16 protein-coding genes and 1 pseudogene are annotated in these 18,376 nt (G+C 63.6%); 8 read left to right on the top strand and 9 right to left on the bottom strand.

What is annotated here, in order from left to right:
• Window positions 1-193 precede the first annotated feature (193 nt).
• From QFZ33_RS12860 to QFZ33_RS12870, 3 genes are all read left to right on the top strand, one after another.
• Window positions 194-784 carry a molybdopterin-dependent oxidoreductase gene (locus tag QFZ33_RS12860; RefSeq protein WP_307027998.1) on the top strand — a complete coding sequence of 197 codons (591 nt, stop codon included), beginning with the start codon at window positions 194-196 and terminating at the stop codon, window positions 782-784.
• Between the two features lie 100 nt (window positions 785-884).
• Window positions 885-1,532, top strand: coding sequence for an FAD-binding oxidoreductase (locus QFZ33_RS12865; protein WP_307028000.1), 648 nt, complete (start codon window positions 885-887; stop codon window positions 1,530-1,532).
• Window positions 1,529-1,861: a DUF6510 family protein gene (locus tag QFZ33_RS12870; protein WP_307028002.1), complete on the top strand. Its 333-nt coding sequence runs from the start codon at window positions 1,529-1,531 to the stop codon at window positions 1,859-1,861. The genes QFZ33_RS12865 and QFZ33_RS12870 overlap by 4 nt, the downstream gene beginning before the upstream one ends.
• 392 nt (window positions 1,862-2,253) lie before the next feature.
• On the opposite strand, the gene QFZ33_RS12875 is transcribed toward QFZ33_RS12870, so the two are convergent.
• From QFZ33_RS12875 to QFZ33_RS12915, 9 genes and pseudogenes are all read right to left on the bottom strand, one after another.
• Window positions 2,254-2,748, bottom strand: coding sequence for a GNAT family N-acetyltransferase (locus QFZ33_RS12875; RefSeq protein ID WP_307028004.1), 495 nt, complete (start codon window positions 2,746-2,748; stop codon window positions 2,254-2,256).
• 500 nt (window positions 2,749-3,248) lie between these two features.
• Window positions 3,249-3,754 (bottom strand): annotated as a pseudogene (locus QFZ33_RS12880) (IS21 family transposase); the annotation flags it as partial.
• Window positions 3,755-4,140: 386 nt separating this feature from the next.
• Window positions 4,141-5,301 (bottom strand): Gfo/Idh/MocA family protein, encoded by a 1,161-nt coding sequence (locus tag QFZ33_RS12885; protein ID WP_307028006.1) that lies wholly within the window; start codon window positions 5,299-5,301, stop codon window positions 4,141-4,143.
• Window positions 5,286-5,984, bottom strand: coding sequence for a ThuA domain-containing protein (locus tag QFZ33_RS12890; protein ID WP_307028008.1), 699 nt, complete (start codon window positions 5,982-5,984; stop codon window positions 5,286-5,288). The genes QFZ33_RS12885 and QFZ33_RS12890 overlap by 16 nt, the downstream gene beginning before the upstream one ends.
• Window positions 5,985-6,014: 30 nt before the next feature.
• Window positions 6,015-7,019 (bottom strand): sugar phosphate isomerase/epimerase family protein, encoded by a 1,005-nt coding sequence (locus tag QFZ33_RS12895; RefSeq protein ID WP_307028010.1) that lies wholly within the window; start codon window positions 7,017-7,019, stop codon window positions 6,015-6,017.
• Between the two features lie 28 nt (window positions 7,020-7,047).
• Window positions 7,048-8,241 (bottom strand): Gfo/Idh/MocA family protein, encoded by a 1,194-nt coding sequence (locus QFZ33_RS12900; protein ID WP_307028012.1) that lies wholly within the window; start codon window positions 8,239-8,241, stop codon window positions 7,048-7,050.
• A gap of 30 nt (window positions 8,242-8,271) precedes the next feature.
• Entirely contained in the window at window positions 8,272-9,177 is a 906-nt protein-coding gene (locus tag QFZ33_RS12905) for a carbohydrate ABC transporter permease (RefSeq protein WP_214858323.1), read from the bottom strand.
• On the bottom strand, window positions 9,177-10,079 hold the full coding sequence (locus QFZ33_RS12910) for a carbohydrate ABC transporter permease (protein WP_307028014.1): 903 nt from the start codon (window positions 10,077-10,079) through the stop codon (window positions 9,177-9,179). Before QFZ33_RS12910 ends, QFZ33_RS12905 begins: the two co-directional genes overlap by 1 nt.
• A gap of 6 nt (window positions 10,080-10,085) precedes the next feature.
• Window positions 10,086-11,405 (bottom strand): extracellular solute-binding protein, encoded by a 1,320-nt coding sequence (locus QFZ33_RS12915; RefSeq protein WP_214858335.1) that lies wholly within the window; start codon window positions 11,403-11,405, stop codon window positions 10,086-10,088.
• Window positions 11,406-11,709: 304 nt separating this feature from the next.
• Here QFZ33_RS12915 and QFZ33_RS12920 point away from each other — a divergent pair, with 304 nt between their 5' ends.
• The 5 genes from QFZ33_RS12920 (at window position 11,710) to QFZ33_RS12940 (ending at window position 18,223) form a co-directional block, all read left to right on the top strand.
• Window positions 11,710-12,756 (top strand): LacI family DNA-binding transcriptional regulator, encoded by a 1,047-nt coding sequence (locus QFZ33_RS12920; protein ID WP_307028016.1) that lies wholly within the window; start codon window positions 11,710-11,712, stop codon window positions 12,754-12,756.
• 234 nt (window positions 12,757-12,990) lie between these two features.
• Window positions 12,991-13,902 (top strand): aldose-1-epimerase, encoded by a 912-nt coding sequence (locus tag QFZ33_RS12925; RefSeq protein WP_307028018.1) that lies wholly within the window; start codon window positions 12,991-12,993, stop codon window positions 13,900-13,902.
• 511 nt (window positions 13,903-14,413) lie between these two features.
• Window positions 14,414-15,604, top strand: coding sequence for a xylose isomerase (gene xylA / locus QFZ33_RS12930; RefSeq protein WP_307028021.1), 1,191 nt, complete (start codon window positions 14,414-14,416; stop codon window positions 15,602-15,604).
• Between the two features lie 17 nt (window positions 15,605-15,621).
• Window positions 15,622-17,145, top strand: a complete 1,524-nt coding sequence (gene xylB / locus QFZ33_RS12935; RefSeq protein WP_307028023.1) for a xylulokinase — start codon at window positions 15,622-15,624, stop codon at window positions 17,143-17,145.
• Window positions 17,120-18,223 carry a Gfo/Idh/MocA family protein gene (locus QFZ33_RS12940; RefSeq protein ID WP_307028025.1) on the top strand — a complete coding sequence of 368 codons (1,104 nt, stop codon included), beginning with the start codon at window positions 17,120-17,122 and terminating at the stop codon, window positions 18,221-18,223. Before xylB ends, QFZ33_RS12940 begins: the two co-directional genes overlap by 26 nt.
• The last annotated feature ends 153 nt before the right edge of the window (window positions 18,224-18,376 follow it).

Genomic DNA, 18,376 nt, shown 5'->3' on the forward strand with positions numbered 1-18,376 from the left:
GACGTCGGGGTGGGTGTACCTTTACCGGGCGCCACTCGCCCGCCGAGAGCTTGTTCCCTTCAACCCACGCATTGGTTTTTGTTCGACGCCCCGGCTGAGTCCCGTTGATGCCTAGACCACGCCCCGACGTTGCCCTATGGTTGGGGCAACGTCGGCCGCTGGGCCGGGTGGAGCTCCACTGCGGAGGTGCATCATGGGTATCATTTCTTCCGGTTTCCGTGGACGGCGGTCGGAGAATCCTGCACTGCCTCCTGGGCAGCATGAAACGCAGGACTTTCCCGTCCTGACGGCCGGACCTGCTCCGCTAATACCCATCGACGAATGGGAATTTTTCATCACCACTGAGAATGGCCTGCGGCTCTCTTGGTCCTGGAATGAATTCTTGGCCTTGCCGCAGGAGGAAATCACTAAGGACATTCACTGTGTGACCAGCTGGTCAAAACTGGGGACAGTGTGGCGTGGAGTTTCGTTGGACGCACTCTTCGAAAACGTGGAAACCACTAGCGACTTCGCCACGGCGCATTCCTTCGGCGGCTACACAACCAATGTTCCGCTTTGGGACCTCCTGGGCGGCAAGGCGTGGGTGGCCTGGGAATTCGATGGCGAACCTCTTGAACGGGCCCACGGCGGTCCGGCTCGGCTTTTGGTCCCGCATTTGTATTTCTGGAAAAGCGCCAAGTGGATTCATGGTTTGGAACTGACAGGGGAAGACGTTCCCGGTTTCTGGGAATCGAATGGCTATCATCTTCACGGCAATCCGTGGCGCGAGGAGCGGTACTCGTGAGGCTCTTGCCGTGAGCTCCGTATGGCATGTCGCTGAAGTAGTGGGCGGGGTAGCGGAACACGCCACAGCCAGGACCATTCGGCTGCGTGTGGATGGCCTAATGGGACATCTGGCCGGCCAGCACATTGACCTCCGCCTCACCGCCGACGACGGGTACACGGCCATCCGCTCTTACTCGGTGGCGTCCACAGGTATGGATGAGCATCTGGAAATCACCGTTGACGAGCTGTCTGACGGCGAAGTGTCGCCTTACCTTGTCCGGGACTTGGCCGTCGGGGACCGGTTGGAAATCCGGGGGCCGGTGGGCGGGTGGTTTGTCTGGCGGCCGAGCAATGTGAATCGGGTGCAGCTGATCGGGGGAGGATCCGGTGTGGTGCCGCTGATGTCGATGATCCGCGCCCATCAGGCCTCCAACAACGAGGCCCCTTTCAAGTTGCTCTATTCCCTCAAGTCCCCCGAGGCTTCGCTTTACCGCGACGAGCTGCGTCGATTGGACCAGGAATCAGCCAAGCTAATGGTCGACTACGTCTATACGCGCTCGACGCCGGAGGGCTGGCCGGTCACGCCGGCGCGCCTTGCTTCGGACACCCTTTTGGCCAAGATCTTCCCAGCTGAGGAGAATCCGGATGTATTTGTTTGCGGGCAAACCGTCTTCGTGGAGACCGTCGCGGACTGGCTTGTGATGGCCGGCTATTCGCGGGAGTCGATAAAGACTGAACGGTTTGGCGGGACGGGAGGTATCCGGTGAACGGCCCAGACAACTTTGCTGTCCCGGACTCCGAAGACCAGGACATTGCAGCAGCACCCCATGACCCGATTCCGTATGTGGACGGGAACGCCACGGCCGGCGCCCTGTCCGAAGTGTTCCGCATCGACATCATCGCGGCGCTCGGACGCTGTAGGCATTGCGGCTCAGTTAGAGCTTTTGGCGAGGCCATGGCCTTCACCGACGCACCCGGCATTGTGGTCCGCTGCCGCGACTGCCACGGAGTGCTGCTGCGGTTGGTGGAAACACCAAGCCAATATTGGTTAGACCTGAGCGGCCTCAGCTACTTGGAGATCGACCGCGAGGAGTAGGCCCAGGGAGCACCGGCATCGATCCGCCTCAGGCGGACTTCTCATCCGCAGCTTCGGAACGCCGATAGTCCACATTTCATCATGCTGCGACGCACTGGGCCTTTTGGCCAGCCGCGGCTCCATGCGGGCGCGGTTGGGACGAGTGATGAAGTGCTGGAACAAATGACTGTGTCCGTTTCATACTCGCGGCAAATGAGGAAAGCCCCTCGGGAGGGGCTTTCAGCGGGTTGGGCAGTTGATCTCTGGTATTGGTCAGCGGTGATGCGCTCCTCCTCCCCGGGCGCTGTTCGCGCCCCTGCCGGTTTCCGTAGTTAGAGACACTAATAAATATCTGGTTGATCGTCCAGCGATATGACGAGGAATTTCTGGTGGCCACACCTCTCGCGATTGGCTTAGTCGTCGTTCCCTGCGAAGGGGGTGAGGCGGCGGAAGTCTCGGGACAGGTAGAGGGCGATGGCGGCGGCGTTAGCGCTGTTTACGGTCACAGCCAGGGTCTTGTGGCCCGTATCGTGCAGGGCCTGGAGGGCGTGGCTGAGGAGTTTTTCGGCGAGGCCCTGCCTGCGGTGATCGGGGTGGGTGAAAAGTTCTGCGATGAAAGCAGTTCTGGTTCCGTCGGTTCCAAGGCCTCGCTCTGTGGTGATGATAGCGGCGGTGATGCGGCCTTCTGCGTCAGCGGTTAATAGGGAAGCTTGAGGGATAGGGGTGCCGTGGACGCCTTCGAAGGCGGCGCTGATCCTATCGGCGGCTTTTTCTGCGTCCGAAGGGGATGTTCCGTCGCCGTAGGCATGCAGATAGAGGTCTGCGAGTTTCGGCAGGTCCGTGGACTTAATGCTCCGGGGAGAAGGGACGGTGGGCTTGAGCTCCTGCGGTCCAGTAAGTGCTGCCATCGAGATCAAAGAAACCACAACCTGACCTGCCTTTCGCCGAACGTACGTCGATGTGAAGAGAGAAAACTCTGTGCACAAGTGTGGGTCACTTCGACGCCAGGAGGAAGGTCAGTTGATCCGGCTCGTATGGCATCCATGCCCGGATCCTCTGCACAGAACAGATCCCGGTGGTCCATTCATTGTTGCTGTTCCTTTGCTGATGGCGTTGCAGGAAGCCCGGACGTGCCCGCGTAGCCAAACCAACCCAGCGCCTCCTGGGCTGAGTCAAACAACCGGGTGGGAATGGGCGGGGATGTCTGCAGAGATAAAAGTTCACGATGACGCGTCCAACCGGGGATGCCCCGATGATGGGCACGCGGGTCAGCGGCCAGGAGCCGGTAAATGCCGTCCTTGTGTGCTTGCCGGTCCAGCGGAGGGTCGGATCTCGACGAGCAGGGGATACCGGCGCCTGCCGCACAATTCCGTGACCCGGGACATCGCTTCCCAGGCACCGTTTTCCTCAGCACCGTGACCCCGTAGTGGCGGGCGAGGTCCAGGGTCTGCTGGTTCCGCACCGGGGACCCCGGCGACGTGGATGGTGGTAACGGTTTTCTCGTTATCGGTCAGCACATATATCGTTGCCCCGCCCAGAATCCGGAAACACCGGTCCAGTGCCGGGAACACGCTCGACGCGGTCCGGTCCCGCAACGGGATCACGATCCGGAACCCGGAGAACGCCAGTCACGCGACGAACGGGATGGTCTTCACGCCGTCGACGCGTGGTCCGTCACCGAAGTCATACTGCAGCCACATCCCCGGCTCGGTGATCCATGGCCGGTGGACCCATACATGCCCCAGCCGCCACGCGGCCTTGACCTGGGCGATGGCCCGGCGGGGTGGGCCGCTCCGACCCCTCGTAGCCCAGGCCCAAGAGCTTTTCGTGGGCTTTGTCGGCGCAGATCCGTCCCTTGGACGCCTCGATCCATACCTCGATCTTGGGCAGGAACACGTCCGTGACCCGGGGCCGGGGACGGCTACCAATTGGAGGGCCGCAGCAACTTGGCCCGCATCAGCCGCCCCTTCGAAGAGCCGATCGAGAAGCGGCGCACAGCAGCCACCACCAACATCCCGACGGGGTTCGCCCTGCACCTCGCCATCAAACACCACGAGCCCGAAAGTCGGATCGCAGCAAATAGCAGTTTGCCCGTCCAGGTAGCAGCTGGCGGACGATCTGGCAGTGGCTGACTTCCAATTGACTCCCAGAGGTGACACCCTGAGCGAAGGCTGGCGATCGCGCGACCGGGTATATCCGCTGGGAGCCGATTGCGGGGAGCAGGAGAGCAGCAGAAAGATCGCCGGCGGCAGCTAGACGATACGCCCCGCCTTGTGCCAGCGGGGCGTATCTGCGCAGTCCTACGAACTGACGGGCTGGACTTCTTCCTGCCGAATCCCTTCGGATGGCAGTGTCTGTTCCACCGTGGCTGCCTGGTTGAGGTTGATCAAGGGAACAGGATCGGGCCTCGCTGCGGTGCTCTGGATGGGCACGGCGGCTCCGGTGCGCGCCGATACGAGGATGGATTCCATGACCTCGAGCGCGTGGAAAGCCAGCACCCCTCCGGCGCGTGGTTCGCTTCCCGCCGCAGTGGCGGCGAGGTCGGCGATGCCAAAGCCGCGGCCTGAGTCGACGTAACCGGCGGAAACCGGCAACGTCTCCCAGGACTCGGCGCCGAGGAGGAACAGCTGAACGTCGCCGTCGAAATGGTTTGGATCCGGAACCACAAGTGAGCCTAGCTCCCCGTGGATTTCGATGTTGGGGGACTTGGACTGGACAGCGTCAAAGCTCATCACCAGTGTGGACAGTGCGCCCGAGGCGTGCATCAGGATGCCGGTGACGTGGGAGTCCGTGGTCACAGGGATGGATTCACCTGCCCGGGGGCCCGAGCCGATGGTTCGTTCGTTGCGCGTGTGGCTGGCCGCGCCAATCACGGACACGACCGGGCCGAGCAGAGTGACCAGAGCGCTCACGTAGTAGGGCCCCATGTCGAGCAGGGGTCCGCCGCCTGGCTGGTAGTAGAAGTCGGGGTTGGGGTGCCAGCGCTCGTGTCCGGGGGTGACCATGGTGGCGGTGGCGCTGATCGGGGCGCCGATGAGGCCGTCGTCGATGGCCTTCCGGGCGGTCTGGATTCCGGTGCCCAGGACGGTGTCGGGGGCACACCCGACCTTCACACCTGCCTTGGCAGCCGCCTCGAGCACTTGCCGGGCTTCCATGACGTTGGCTGCGAGGGGCTTCTCCCCGTAGACGCTCTTTCCGGCGGCGATGGCCTTTAGCGCGATGTCTGCATGGGCTGCGGGAATGGTCAGGTTGAGAACGAGGTCGACGTCGTCCGCGGCGATGAGTTCGTCAACTGAGACAGCGCGAACGCCCTCATAGTCGTCCGCGACGGCCTGGGCGCGGGCGGGATCCAGGTCGGCCACCGCTACCAGTTCTACGGCGTGGAGGCGGCGGAAATTGGTGAGGTACTGGGCGATGATGGCCCCGCAGCCAATGATTCCTACGTTTACCGGCTTGCCCATAGCAGGCCCCTTTCGATGATGGTGCGGACGTTGGTGTCCTGAAGGATGTCTGTGCGGTGTCCGGGGGTGGCGACGAAGATGCGGCCCTTGCCCCATTGGCGGGTCCAGATGGCCGGTGAGGTCACTTCGCGGTTCCAGGGGTCCCACGCGCGAACTTTCTGGGTGGTGGTGGCCAGGACGTCGATGTAGTCGTCCGAGAGGACCCAGTACTGTTCGGTGACGAGGTCGAAGTCGGAGATGCCTTTGGTGATGGGGTGCTCGGCGGCGGCGGGGAGCATGTTCACCGTGTAGGGCACGTAGTTGTCGGACTGCTCTCCGATGCACTCGTCGGAGTGCTTGCCGGGGTGGCAGGCGAACTGGCCGCCGATCAGGTGCAGGTAGTCGGAGTTGTTGCGGTAGGAGTCGGCGATCCCGCCGTGCCAGCCGGCCAGGCCCGTGCCGTTTTCGACGGCGGCGCGGAGTCCGGCGAATTCGTCTTTTTCGATGGTGGTCATGGTCATGCACTGCATGATGAGGTCCACTCCGGCCATATAGGCGGCGTCGGCGTAGACCTTTGGGGATTCCTCGACCCTGACGTCGTACCCGTTGTCTTTGAGGAACGGGATGAAGAGTTCCGTGGCCTCGTAAGGCTGATGGCCGTCCCAGCCGCCCCGGACCACCAGGGCTGTCTTGTTTTCTGTCATGAAATGATTCCTTAGTTTTTGAACGTTGCGTCAGCGACTTGCGAAGGCGGCGTCGAACGCGGCGGTGGGCGGGGCAATCCGGGCGAGTTCCTGCACCATGGCCAGCGCCTGGGGGGCGCCGGTGAGCCGGTGCATGCCGGCGTCTTCCCATTCGATGCTTGTTGGACCGGTGTAGCCGATGGCGTTCAGGGTGCGGAAGATTCTGTTCCACTGCACGTCCCCGTGCCCGGCGGTGACGAAGTCCCAGCCCCGGCGGGGATCGGCCCAGGGCAGGTGTGAGCCGAGCCGGCCGTTGCGCCCGTCGAGTTGGCGGACGGATTCCTTCACGTGCACGTGCAGGATGTGTTCGGCGAAGTCCTGCAGGAACATCACGGGGTCCAGGTCCTGCCAGATGAAGTGGGACGGGTCGAAGTTCAGGCCGAAGCTCTTGCGGTGGCCGATGGCTTCCAGGGTGCGTTTGGTGGTCCAGTAGTCGTAGGCGATTTCCGAGGGGTGGACTTCGAGGGCGAAGCGGACCCCCACCTCGTCAAAGACGTCGAGGATGGGGTTCCAGCGGTCTGCGAAGTCCCGGTACCCGGCGTCGATCATGTCCTCCGAAGCGGGCGGGAACATCGCCACGGCCTTCCAGATGGAGGAACCGGTGAATCCGGTTACGGTCTTCACGCCGAGCCGGGCTGCGGCCCGGGCCGTGTCCATCATTGCCTCGGCGGCCCGTCGCCGGATTCCTTCGGGCTCGCCGTCGCCCCAGGTTTCTGCAGAGAGGATGCCTTGGTGGCGTTCGTCGATCGGGTCGTCGCAGACGGCCTGGCCGGTGAGGTGGTTGGCGATGGCGAAGACCTGAAGGTTGTTCTTTTCCAGGATGTCCAGCCGGTCCTGGAGATAGGTGTCGTCCTCGGCGGCGCGGCGCGGGTCCAGATGGTCGCCCCAGCAGGCGATCTCCAGGCCATCGAAGCCCCACTCGCCGGCGAGTCGGGCCACCTCCTCGAACGGCAGGTCGGCCCACTGGCCGGTGAAAAGCGTAATAGGCCGGGTCATCGGGATTCCTTCTTCTGTGCTCACGTTCTCAGACCTTTTGCCATTGGCTGGAGTTGGCTGCGCTGGATTCCACGGCAGCGAGGACACGCTGGACCTGCAGGGCGTCCGCGAAGGACGGCTCCGGCTGGCGGCTGTCGCCGATCGCTGTGACGAGGTCCACCACCTGGTGGGTGAAGCCGTGTTCGTACCCCAGGCCGTGGCCGGTGGGCCACCAGTTGCCGACGTAGGGGTGCTCGGGTTCGGTGACGAAGATCCGGCGGAAGCCGGCGTCGGGCGATTCGGCAGCATCGTAGAAGGAGAGGGCGTTCATGTCTTCGAAGTCGAAGGCAAGGGACGCCTTGGTGCCGTTCAGTTCCAGCCGCATCGCGTTCTTCCGTCCCAGCGCGTAGCGCGTCGCCTCGAAGACGCCGATGGCGCCCGTTGAAGCAGCGCCGCCATCGAACCGGGCGCTGAAGATGGCGGCGTCATCCACGGTGACTGTCCCGAGCGGCGCGTCCTGCCCGATGTCGCCGTGCCCGCCCAGGCCCACCAGGTCCCCGGCCAGGGGACGCTCCGGAACGAACGTTTCCAGCAGTGCGGATACCCCGGTGATCTTCTGCCCGGTGATCCACTGTGCTGCGTCGATGCTGTGCGCTCCGATGTCCCCCAGGGATCCGGACCCGGACTTGGACTTGTCCAACCGCCAGGTCATGGGGGCGTTCTCATCGGACAGCCAGTCCTGCAGGTACTGGGCGCGGACATGCCGGATGGTTCCCAGCCAGCCTTCGTCCACCATGCGCTTGGCCAGGGCAAGCGCCGGTGTGCGGCGGTAACTGAACCCGCACATCGCAAAGACACCCCGCTTCGCAGCTGCCTCAGCCAGAACCGTCATCCGCTCCGCCTCCTCGACGGAGTTGGCGAGCGGCTTTTCGCACAGCACGTGTTTGCCGGCCTCGAGGGCGGCGGTCGCGATCTCGGCATGGGTGTCACCGGGCGTGCAGATGTCGATTAGATCGATGTCGTCGCGTTCGATCAGGCGCCGCCAGTCTGTCTCTACGGATTCCCAGCCGAGCTTTTCTGCTGCGGCCCTGACGCCGTCGGCGTTCCGGCCGGCGACGGCGGTTAGCTGCGGCTGCAGGGGCAGGTCGAAGAATCGGGGCGCTGTCCGCCAGGCGTGGGAGTGCGCCGCGCCCATGAAGGCGTAGCCGACCATGCCGACCCGCAATGGCTTTGCGGTAGTCATTTTCTGTGTCCTTTCGTGGAGTTCCTGGAATTACTTGCTGAAGCCGGCCGTCAGGCCGCTGAGCAGCTGCCGGCGGGCGACGACGTAAATCACCAGGAGGGGGAGGGTGGCCAGGACCACGGAGGCGAGGATGGCGGGGATGTTGACGCTGAACTCGCCTTGGAAGGTCCACAGTGAGAGCGGCAGCACCCTCGTGGCTGGGCTTTGGGTGAGGATCAGGGGGAAGAGGAAGCCGTTCCATACGTGGAGGGCGTTGTAGATGCCCACAGTGATCACCGCCGGCTTGGTCATCGGCAGGGCCAGGCGCCACATCATGGCCCAGTCGGAGCAGCCGTCCAAGCGCATGGACTCGAATAGCTCGTTGGGTACATCGCGCATGAAGTTGGACAGGATGAGGACGCTGACCGGGATGGCAAAAGCCACGGATGGCAGGATCAGCGCCAGCAGTGTGTCGTACAGGTGCGCCCTGGTGATCATCCAATAGATGGGAATGATGGTGGCGTGCAGGGGGATGGCCAGGCCCAGGAGGAACAGGTTGTTCGTCCAGTTCAGGAACCGGCTTTTACCCCGGACGATTGCGTATGCGGCCATGAAAGACACGGCGAGGGCGGGGAGCACTGTACCAAGGGTGACGATGACGCTGTTCGTGAAGTACTTGACGAAGTTGTTGTCCAGCACCAGCTTGTAATTGTCCAGCGTAGGTTCTGGCGCCGGAAGCATCGGATTGGAGGTGAAGAATCCGGCTTGGTTCTTGAAGCTGGTAATCACTACGTAGTAGATCGGGATGATAATGATCGCGAGCCAGAGCCAGCCTCCCACCCCGCCCAGGAGGTTTGGACGCTGCCGGCCCGGGCCTTTGGTACGGGCAACGGGTGCTGCTGCCGGGTCTGCAGTAACCCGCGACGGAGGAACGGGGAGCTGTGTCGTGGAGGCCATCAGGCACCTTCCAGTTGGCTTGCGTTGCGGTTCTTCCCGCCCAGGCGCTGCAGGAGCAGCGCGAGTCCGAGGCCGATGACGATGAGGATGACACCCAGGGCGCTGGCCGCCCCCATGTCGTTGGCCTTGAAGCCGGTCAGGTACATGTGCAGCGGCAGCAGCCGTGTGCTGTAGCCGGGGCCTCCGCCGGTGAGCACGAAGATGAGGTCGAAGTAGGCCAGACTGCCTACCACCATCAGCGTGGAGGACGTGATGATGGTGTATTTCAGCTGGGGCAGGGTGATGTTCCAGAACTGGCGGAACCGTCCCGCCCCATCGATTTCCGCGGCCTCGTAGAGTGAGGTCGGGATCTGGCGCACCCCGCCCTGATAGATCAGGGTGTGGAACGGGACGAACTGCCAGGCGATGACAAAGACCACCACGAAGAGCACCAGATCCGAATTTCCGAGCCAGTCCTGGGTCAGGATGGGGAGCTTAAAGCCGGGTCCTAGGCCAAAGTTAGGGTCCAGCAGGGCCTTGAAGGCAATCGCGACTGCGGCAGACGAGAGCAGCAGCGGCAGGAAGTAGAGGACGGCCAGAGCTGCGCGGTATTTTTGCCCGCCGGCCGTAAACACGCCAAGCAGCAAACTGACGGGCGCTTGGACGATGAACGAGAAGAACATGATCTTGGCTGTTACTACCAAGGCGTTGCCCGTCACCGGATCCGTCAGGACAGTGGTCCAGCTGGACAGGCCTTCCAGCTTGATCTCGCCGAGCCCGTTCCAGCTCGTGAAGCTAAGGAAGACGACGCCGATGAGCGGGACGACCGCGAAGGCGAGGAAGAAGATAAGGGCCGGTGCTGCCAGCCACCCCGAGGGGCCCGCGTCGCGGACCCTTCGGGGTGCAGAAGTGAGGGATGTCACGGTCTCTTACTTCCCGGTCGTCGCGTTCATCGTGGAGACGAACTGCTCGGGGGTGATCTTCTTCAGGAAGATCTGGTCAAGGTTGGACAGCATCGCGTCGCCTTGGGCCGGGCTCAGCGCCTGGTCCCAGGAGAGCGTGAAGTTGGGCGCCTTTTTGGCCATTCCGTAGACAAAGGTCAGGAAGTCCTTGTCCGGAGACGCAGCGAGTTTGTCTTCGATTCCGTTGATCACCGGCACGGCCCCCGAGTCGATCAAAGCCTTCGTGTCCGCGTCGGTGAACATGCCATCCTTGACATAGTCCAGTGCGGCCTTCTTCTGCGCATCCGTGGCCTTGGCGGAGATGGACCAGAAGTTGGAGGGGTTGCCTACGACGTTCGCGGGGTCGCCCTTGCCGCCTTCGACGGCGGGAAAGGTGGTGAAGCCGAGCTTGCCGCTCTTGACGAAGTCGGGCGCGTCTTTCTTCATGCCCTGGTAGATCCAGCCGCCTTGCAGGATCATGGCCGCCTTGCCGGTGTACATCAGAGCCTGGTCGGCGTTGCTGTCGGCGGCAATGGACGAGAATCCGTTGATAAATCCGCCTGCATCAACCAGTTCCTGAATTTTTGTCAGTGCTTCTGTCACCGCAGGGTCAGACCAGGCTCCGGGCTTGTTGGCGGCGATGTTCGCGAAAACCTCTGGCCCGCCGATGCGCTCGACGAGGTACTCCAGCCACATCAGGTCCGGCCACTTGGACTGGCCGCCAAGCGAGAACGGGGCAATGCCGGCATCCTTGAACTTGGGCACGAGTGCCATCAGTTCATCCCAGGTCTTGGGCGGCTGCGCGCCAACCTTCTCGAAGACTTCCTTGTTGTAGTAGAGGACGACAGGCTGGACGTTATTGTTGGGCAGGGCGTAGGTCTTGCCGTCCACCTCGCCGTTCTTCAGCACCGAGGGAAGGTACCGGTCCTTGACTTTCGGGTTTTCCTTGACGAAGTCGGACAGGTCAGCGACCTGGCCGGAATCGACATAGGACTTCAGCACTCCACCGCCCCAGCCATAGATGAACGTTGGGCCTTCACCGGCGCCCACGGCGGTACGGACCTTGGTTTTGTAGGCGTCATTGGCGAAGAAATCCAGTTTGATCGATTTCTCCGGGTTCGTCTGGTTCCACGAGTCCACCGACTTCTGCATGACAGGCTGGTTACCGCCGGTCAGACCCCACATGGTGGCCGAGTCACCGCTCACGTTTGAACCGGCAGGACCGGCAGAACCGCAGGCGGCCAGACTAAGCGCCACTCCCGCGGCGGAAATTGCCAAGGCAGCAGAGCGCATCTTTCGAATCTTCATTTTGTATCCGTTCATCCTCCGGGCTCAACGCTGGGCACCCGGTAACGTGTGAAGTGGACTGTCTCGCCGGCTTCGAGGCCGACCGTCCATGTCGTCTGAGCAGTAGGGTCGCACCTGTGCGCTTTCGAAAGTTTCGAAAAGTTGCGACCAGTGGAAGTAAATCTAACGGTGAGCCCTGTCACAGTCAAGATATTTTTTGCCGCAGTTTCTCTAAACCTCTCCATTTGCGGTTGACCACCTTTCGAAAGAGATGCATGATGGCATTCATCGAAATGTTTCGAAGGAACTCGAGGATGCCTTGTCTATGACCGTTCGGCCGGAAAAAATAACCCTGGCAGCTGTTGCTTTGCGGGCCGGCGTCTCGGCGCCCACGGTCTCCAAGGTCGTGAATGGGCGGGAGGATGTCTCCCCGGATACTCGTGCCAGGGTGATTGCTGCCCTGGAGGCGTCGGGTTATCAGTCCCCGCTGCAGCGCAGGGCCTCTGCGCCAGGGCAAACTGTGGTCGAGGTGGTTTTCGATGCGCTGACGTCCGCGTACTCCGTGGAGATCCTCAACGGAGTGCTTGAGTATGCTGGCGCCACGGATGTCGAAGTGATGCTGAGCGTAACCAGCCACGCGGGCGGCACCCCGATAAGCCCGGAACGACGGGCGCAGAGAATGGTTGATGCCGGCCGCGGCGGCATGATCGTTGTGACATCCGCCTTCAGCGCCGCCCAGCTGCACGCGTTCCGGCGCCGGAAGATACCGGTGGCGGTGATCGACCCGATGAATCCGCCCCCGACCGACGTCGTCAGCGTCGGTGCCACCAATTGGGCAGGCGGTAAGGCTGCAACAGAACACCTGCTGCAACTGGGGCATTCGCGTATCGGGTTCCTGGGCGGACCGGAAACGGCCGAGTGCAACCAGGCCAGATTGCACGGCTACATGGCGGCCCTCATGGCCAAAGGCCTAACAGTGAACCCCGCGTACACCATCTCCGGGAGCTTCCGATCAGATCACGGTGCCCAAGGGCTGAAGGAACTGCTGAGTCTCCCGGAGCCACCTACCGCCATTTTCGCTGCCAGCGACATCATTGCACTCGGAGTCCTCGGAGAAGCGCGCAAAAACGGCCTGCGGGTCCCCGAGGACCTGAGCCTCGTAGGATTCGACGGAACATACCAAGCAGAGGAATCCATTCCGCCCCTCACCTCCGTCGCTCAGCCACTTCAGGAGATGGGCCGCGCTGCGCTCCGTGCTGTGCTCCGGCAGATCCACGGTGAAGCACTCGATTCCCAGCGGGTGGAGCTGGCAACCCACCTGGTAATCCGAGGATCATCCTCGGAACCACGGCCGGTAACCACCCACAGCTGAGCAGACAGACTCGTTCCTGGCGAAGCCGGGCTGTGCTCTGCCGTAGCATCCGGGCTGACTTGATCATCCCGGAGGAACGTGCGCTGGCCGGAGGGTTTGGCGTCGTGCACTGTCCAGCAGAACCAACAGAACACTTGAAACGCCCTGAATCCCCAACGCACACGTTGTCCCCAAAGCACGGCAGTGCCGAACGCGGCTCGTCCTAACCGGCAACGTCCTCCTGAAAGGAACCGCATGTCCACAATCGCCAGTCCCAACGGGGAGCTGATCGTTCTCGAGGCGGGGGAATACCAGGCAAGTGCGGCCACTGTAGGGGCGGGGCTGCATAGCCTCACTTTCCAAGGTCAGGACCTCGTCCTGCCCTTCCCTCCGGACGGGCTGCCGCCGGCATACGCGGGAAAGGTCCTCATGCCCTGGCCGAACCGGGTGCACAGCGGCGCATATGGATTTGCCGGGCAGCGATACGAGCTGCCCGTAAATGAGGCGGCCACTGGCAGTGCCCTGCACGGACTCGTGCTGTGGAGTGAATGGCTGGTGGGCCAGCAGTCACCTGAGGAGGTAACCCTCACACACCGGCTTAACGGTGAGCCCGGGTACCCGTTCCAGCTCGAGCTCTCGACCAACTACAGACTGGAGGCGGATTCCGGACTCATGGTAGAGCTTAGAGCCGAGAACCGTGGCCAGTCGCGCGCACCCTATGGCTGCGGCTCCCACCCCTATATGACCGCCGGGGGAGAGGACATCTCCAACTGTGAGCTCAGCTTCACAGCCGGCAAGGTGCTCATGACCGACGAAAGGCTCCAGCCCACTGATCTGCTTGACTCCAAAGGAACCGAGTTCGACTTCTCTGTGGCCAGAACACTGGATTCGCAGCGGCTGGACCACGCCTTCACCGCGCTTCCCAAGGGAAAGTGGGACGTCACGCTCCGCAACCCCGCGCTGAGGCTTTCCGCAGTCCTCCAATCCACCGGCACCGATGCTCCCTGGGTGCAGCTGTATTCCGGAGAACTGCGCGACCGCAAAGGATTGGCTGTCGAACCTATGAGCTGCCCGCCTGATGCTTTCAATTCAGGCCAGGACCTCATTGTTCTGGAGCCCGGCCAGGCGCACGTCCTGCGCTACCGCATCCAGGCGCTGGAAGGCTAACCGATACGCGGCGTGGACGGGACTCCCAGTCCCACAACCGTGCGCTGTCCATGCTGAGCCGTCGTCCAGACCCTCAAGGACGTCAGCGCGTTCCCGCGGTGTCCTCGAGGTCAGTGAGCGAATCGTGGGATCCCAGCGCCCTTACACGGTCGGCGCACCTGATTGGGTCCTGCCGCTCCTGTGTGCTGGCCGAACGGCTGGGTCGGGGAGCCGCAGTAGGTGTAGTTTGCTGGGCCGTTTACGTTCTGTCACGAGCTGATTCCCCGAGTTGGCGTGCTCTTGTTCGATGTTCGCCCAAACGCAGTTTGGTGCACCGCCTAACATAACGGCCCGACGCGGCGGTATGTCCCAGAAGAGTCGCAGCCGTGCGCCGAGGCGCGACCTCCCGGTGGCCGCCAGGTGCTTGACTTCACAAAAAAGACCGAATATGTTTGCTCTCGAAACATATTCGTTTTGGGAACATTTTTGACTTCCCTAACGCTCAAATAACCTCTAGCCTCGGAGCATTTCAATGGCGATTCAGCCCACGCGTGATGACAAGTTTTCCTTCGGTCTCTGGACGGTTGGCTGGGAGGCGCAGGACCAGTTCGGTTCGGCGACCCGCCCGCCGCTGGACACGGTGGAGGCCGTCAACCGGCTCAGTGACCTGGGTGCGTACGGCATCACTTTCCACGACAACGACCTGTTCCCGTTCGGCTGCTCTGCGGCTGAACGGCAGCGGGAGATCGATCGGCTGACCGGTGCGCTGAAGGCCACCGGTATGGTGGTGCCGATGGTGACCACCAACCTGTTCAGCCACCCGGTCTTCAAGGACGGCGGCTTCACCAGCAACGACCGCGGTGTGCGCCGCTTTGCCCTGCGCAAGGTCCTGGAGAACATCGACCTCGCCGCGGAGCTGGGTGCCGAGACGTTTGTGATGTGGGGCGGCCGCGAAGGCAGCGAGTACGACGCCGCCAAGGACATCCGCGGTGCCCTCGAGCGCTACCGCGAGGCGGTGAACCTGCTGGGCGACTACGTGACGGACAAGGGCTACAACATCCGCTTCGCGATCGAGCCCAAGCCCAACGAACCGCGCGGGGACATCCTGCTGCCCACGCTGGGCCACGCCATGGCGTTCATCGAGACCCTTGAGCGGCCGGAGCTTGTCGGCATCAACCCGGAGACCGGCCACGAGCAGATGGCCGGGCTGAACTTCACCCACGGCATCGCCCAGGCGCTGTACCAGGGCAAGCTCTTCCACATCGACCTCAACGGCCAGCGCAGCATCAAGTTCGACCAGGACCTGGTGTTCGGCCACGGTGACCTGCAGAACGCCTTCTCCCTGGTTGACCTGCTGGAGAACGGCGGTCCGCAGGGCGGGCCGGCCTACGACGGCCCGCGCCACTTCGACTACAAGCCCAGCCGGACCGAGGACATCAAGGGTGTCTGGGATTCCGCGGCGGCCAACATGCAGACCTACCTGCTGCTCAAGGAGCGTGCCCAGGCCTTCCGTGCAGATCCCGAGGTGCAGGCTGCCCTGGAAGCATCGCGGGTTTCCGAGATCAACGTCCCCACGCTGAACCCGGGCGAAGGCTACGAGCAGCTGCTCGCGGACAGGTCCGCGTACGAGGAGTTCGACGCCGACGCCTACTTCGGCGGCAAGGGCTTCGGTTTCGTGAAGCTCCAGCAGCTGTTCATCGAGCACCTGCTCGGCGCGCGCTGATACTGAGGGCTGCTGCTATGTCACTCGTTGCCGGGGTCGATTCCTCGACCCAAAGCTGCAAGGTGGTGGTGCTGGACGCGGACACCGGTGCCCTGGTCCGGGAGGGCCGTGCCGGCCATCCGGACGGCACCGAGGTCCATCCGGACCACTGGTGGCGGGCGCTTTCCGAAGCGTTCGACGACGCCGGCGGGCTCTCCGGGGTCGGCGCGCTTTCCGTGGGGGGCCAGCAGCACGGCATGGTGCTGCTGGACCGGGACGGCAACGTGCTGCGGCCTGCCCTGCTCTGGAACGACACCCGCTCGGCAGAGTCGGCCGCAGCCCTGACCGAAGAAGTGGGCGCGGAGGACTATGCCAAGCGGACCGGCCTGGTACCGGTGGCCTCCTTCACGGTCACCAAGGTCCGCTGGGTCCGCGACCATGAGCCCGAGATCGCGGCCCGGGTGGCCGCCGTCGCCCTGCCGCACGACTGGCTGACCTGGCGGCTGCGGGGCTTCGGCCCGGCAGGATCCAGTCCCTTGGGCCCGGACCTGGGGCAGCTGACCACCGACAGGTCCGACGCCAGCGGCACCGGCTACTGGAACCCTCAATCGGGCGCCTATGACCTGGAATTGTTCAAGCTGGCCTTTGGACGCCCGGCCCGTGAAGCCGCGGACTCCGCGGGGTCGGACGGCGCCGTCGTCGTTCTGCCCCGGGTCCTTGACCCCGGTGCTACGGCAGGGCGGGTTCATCCCGCATGCTTCCTCGCCGACGGCAAGGACGCGTCGGAGCCCGGCCTGGGCGCCGGTCCCGTAAACGGTGGAATCGCCATCGGCGTAGGCGCCGGCGACAACGCCGGAGCTGCGCTGGGCCTGGGCATCAGCCCCGGCGACATTGTGGTGTCCGTGGGGACCAGCGGCACGGTGTTTGCTGTCTCAGCCGACCCCTGCATGGATGTCACCGGTACCGTTGCGGGCTTCGCCGACGCGGGCGGCGGCTACCTTCCCATTGCCGTGACTTTGAACGCGGCCCGCGTCCTCAGTTCCATCGCCGAAGTACTGGACGTCGATTTCGATGGCCTGGCACGTCTGGCGCTGGACGCGGAACCCGGCGCCGGGGGAGTGGTGCTTGTGCCCTATTTTGAGGGTGAACGTACGCCCAACCTGCCGGACGCGAAGGCAAGCGTGCACGGGCTCAGCATCGCGTCGGCGACGCGGAGCAACATCGCCCGGGCAGCTGTCGAAGGCATGCTGTGCGGGCTGTCCGGCGGAATGGATGCGCTGCGTGAACTGGGAGTGCCGGCCCGGCGCCTGCTGCTGATCGGCGGTGCAGTGCAGAATCGGGCCGTGCAGAAGATCGCCGCGCAGGTCTTCGATCTTCCCGTGGTGATCCCCAGCCCGGGCGAGTACGTCGCCCGCGGCGCGGCCGTCCAGGCGGCCTGGGCCCTCACCGGCAAGCGCCCGGAATGGCTCGTGGCCGTGGACAGCCCACCGGAGGCGGACTTCCAGGCGCTCATCAGCCGGAACTACAAGAGCGTGAGTGGCCGCATTGACTCCGGCAACTGAGCCTCTGATTGCCAGAATAGCGCTCCTTACTGGAACGCCGTTGCTGGCCACCAGCCACGCGGACCCGCTCCGGGCTTCCGGCGAACCGGTCCGGTGGGGCGTTGTTTCCACGGGCAGGATCGCGTCCATGGTGGTCAGCGATCTGGCACTGCTGCCCGACGCCGTCCTGCAAGCGGTCAGCTCCCGGACTCAGGGCGGTGCGGACAACTTTGCCACCAGGCACGGCTTCTGCCGGGCGTACGGTGACGCCGGCGGGGTCCCTGGCTACATGCGCCTGCTTCAGGATCAGAAGGTAGACGTGGTCTACGTCGCCACGCCGCACGCCAGCCACTACACAGTGGCCAAGGCCGCGCTCGAGGCGGGCAAGCACGTGCTGTGCGAGAAACCGATGACTATCAACGCGCGGGAAGCGTCGTCGCTGGTCAGTCTGGCACAGGAGAAAGGCCTGTTCCTGATGGAGGCTGTATGGTCCAGGTTCCTCCCCAGCGTCCAGCGGGCGGCGCAGATCACCGCTTCGGGCGAACTTGGCGAGATCAGGTGGATGCAGGCGGACCTCGGTTTCCCGGCGCCTTACCATCCCGACGCCCGGCTATGGAAGCGCGAGGACGGCGGTGGCGCACTCATGGACGTCGGCGTGTACCTGTTGACGTGGGCGCTTGCTGTGCTGGGCCGGCCCCATTCCCTCACGGCCACCTCTCACCGAAACAGGGACGGCGTCGACGCCGAGACCGCCATGACGCTCCTGTACCCCTCGGGGGCCCAGGCGCAACTGATGACGTCCCTGACGACGGTCTCCACACAAACAGCCACAGTGTCAGGCACCAAAGGAATGTTGCGGTGCAACGCGCCCTTGTTCAATCCGACGGAACTGACCATCACCACGGGTTCGGGAGAGTCCCGCGTGGAGAAGTTCACCCCCGCCGGCCGCGGCTACACCTATCAGCTGCGCGAGGTGCTCCGCTGCGTCCAGCAAGGCCTGACGGAGAGCGCCACCATGCCGCTGGCTGAATCGCTGATCACCATGACTCTGCTGGACGAGGCTCGCCGCCAAACAGGAATCCGGTACCCCGCCGATTAGCCGAGGATACCGGCCAGCACCGTGGGCAACTGGCCGGCTCTCCTTCGCACAGTGTTGGCTTCTTCGGCTGATTTCCTGGGCCGAACAGGGCCGAGGTCATGGCGCTGGGGAATCGCGAAGGGCAGGCCGGACATGGGCGGGAAGGGCGGTCCA

Source organism: Arthrobacter globiformis (assembly GCF_030815865.1).
GTDB lineage: Bacteria > Actinomycetota > Actinomycetes > Actinomycetales > Micrococcaceae > Arthrobacter > Arthrobacter globiformis_B.

What these genes read in the sequence shown, in the direction of transcription:
- QFZ33_RS12860 (WP_307027998.1), top strand. Translation starts at nt 194, where the DNA reads ATGGGTATCATTTCTTCCGGTTTCCGTGGACGGCGGTCGGAGAATCCT.
- QFZ33_RS12865 (WP_307028000.1), top strand. Translation starts at nt 885, where the DNA reads ATGGGACATCTGGCCGGCCAGCACATTGACCTCCGCCTCACCGCCGAC.
- QFZ33_RS12875 (WP_307028004.1), bottom strand. Translation starts at nt 2,748, where the DNA reads ATGGCAGCACTTACTGGACCGCAGGAGCTCAAGCCCACCGTCCCTTCT.
- QFZ33_RS12885 (WP_307028006.1), bottom strand. Translation starts at nt 5,301, where the DNA reads ATGGGCAAGCCGGTAAACGTAGGAATCATTGGCTGCGGGGCCATCATC.
- QFZ33_RS12890 (WP_307028008.1), bottom strand. Translation starts at nt 5,984, where the DNA reads ATGACAGAAAACAAGACAGCCCTGGTGGTCCGGGGCGGCTGGGACGGC.
- QFZ33_RS12895 (WP_307028010.1), bottom strand. Translation starts at nt 7,019, where the DNA reads ATGACCCGGCCTATTACGCTTTTCACCGGCCAGTGGGCCGACCTGCCG.
- QFZ33_RS12900 (WP_307028012.1), bottom strand. Translation starts at nt 8,241, where the DNA reads ATGACTACCGCAAAGCCATTGCGGGTCGGCATGGTCGGCTACGCCTTC.
- QFZ33_RS12905 (WP_214858323.1), bottom strand. Translation starts at nt 9,177, where the DNA reads ATGGCCTCCACGACACAGCTCCCCGTTCCTCCGTCGCGGGTTACTGCA.
- QFZ33_RS12915 (WP_214858335.1), bottom strand. Translation starts at nt 11,405, where the DNA reads ATGAAGATTCGAAAGATGCGCTCTGCTGCCTTGGCAATTTCCGCCGCG.
- QFZ33_RS12920 (WP_307028016.1), top strand. Translation starts at nt 11,710, where the DNA reads ATGACCGTTCGGCCGGAAAAAATAACCCTGGCAGCTGTTGCTTTGCGG.
- QFZ33_RS12925 (WP_307028018.1), top strand. Translation starts at nt 12,991, where the DNA reads ATGTCCACAATCGCCAGTCCCAACGGGGAGCTGATCGTTCTCGAGGCG.
- xylA (WP_307028021.1), top strand. Translation starts at nt 14,414, where the DNA reads ATGGCGATTCAGCCCACGCGTGATGACAAGTTTTCCTTCGGTCTCTGG.
- xylB (WP_307028023.1), top strand. Translation starts at nt 15,622, where the DNA reads ATGTCACTCGTTGCCGGGGTCGATTCCTCGACCCAAAGCTGCAAGGTG.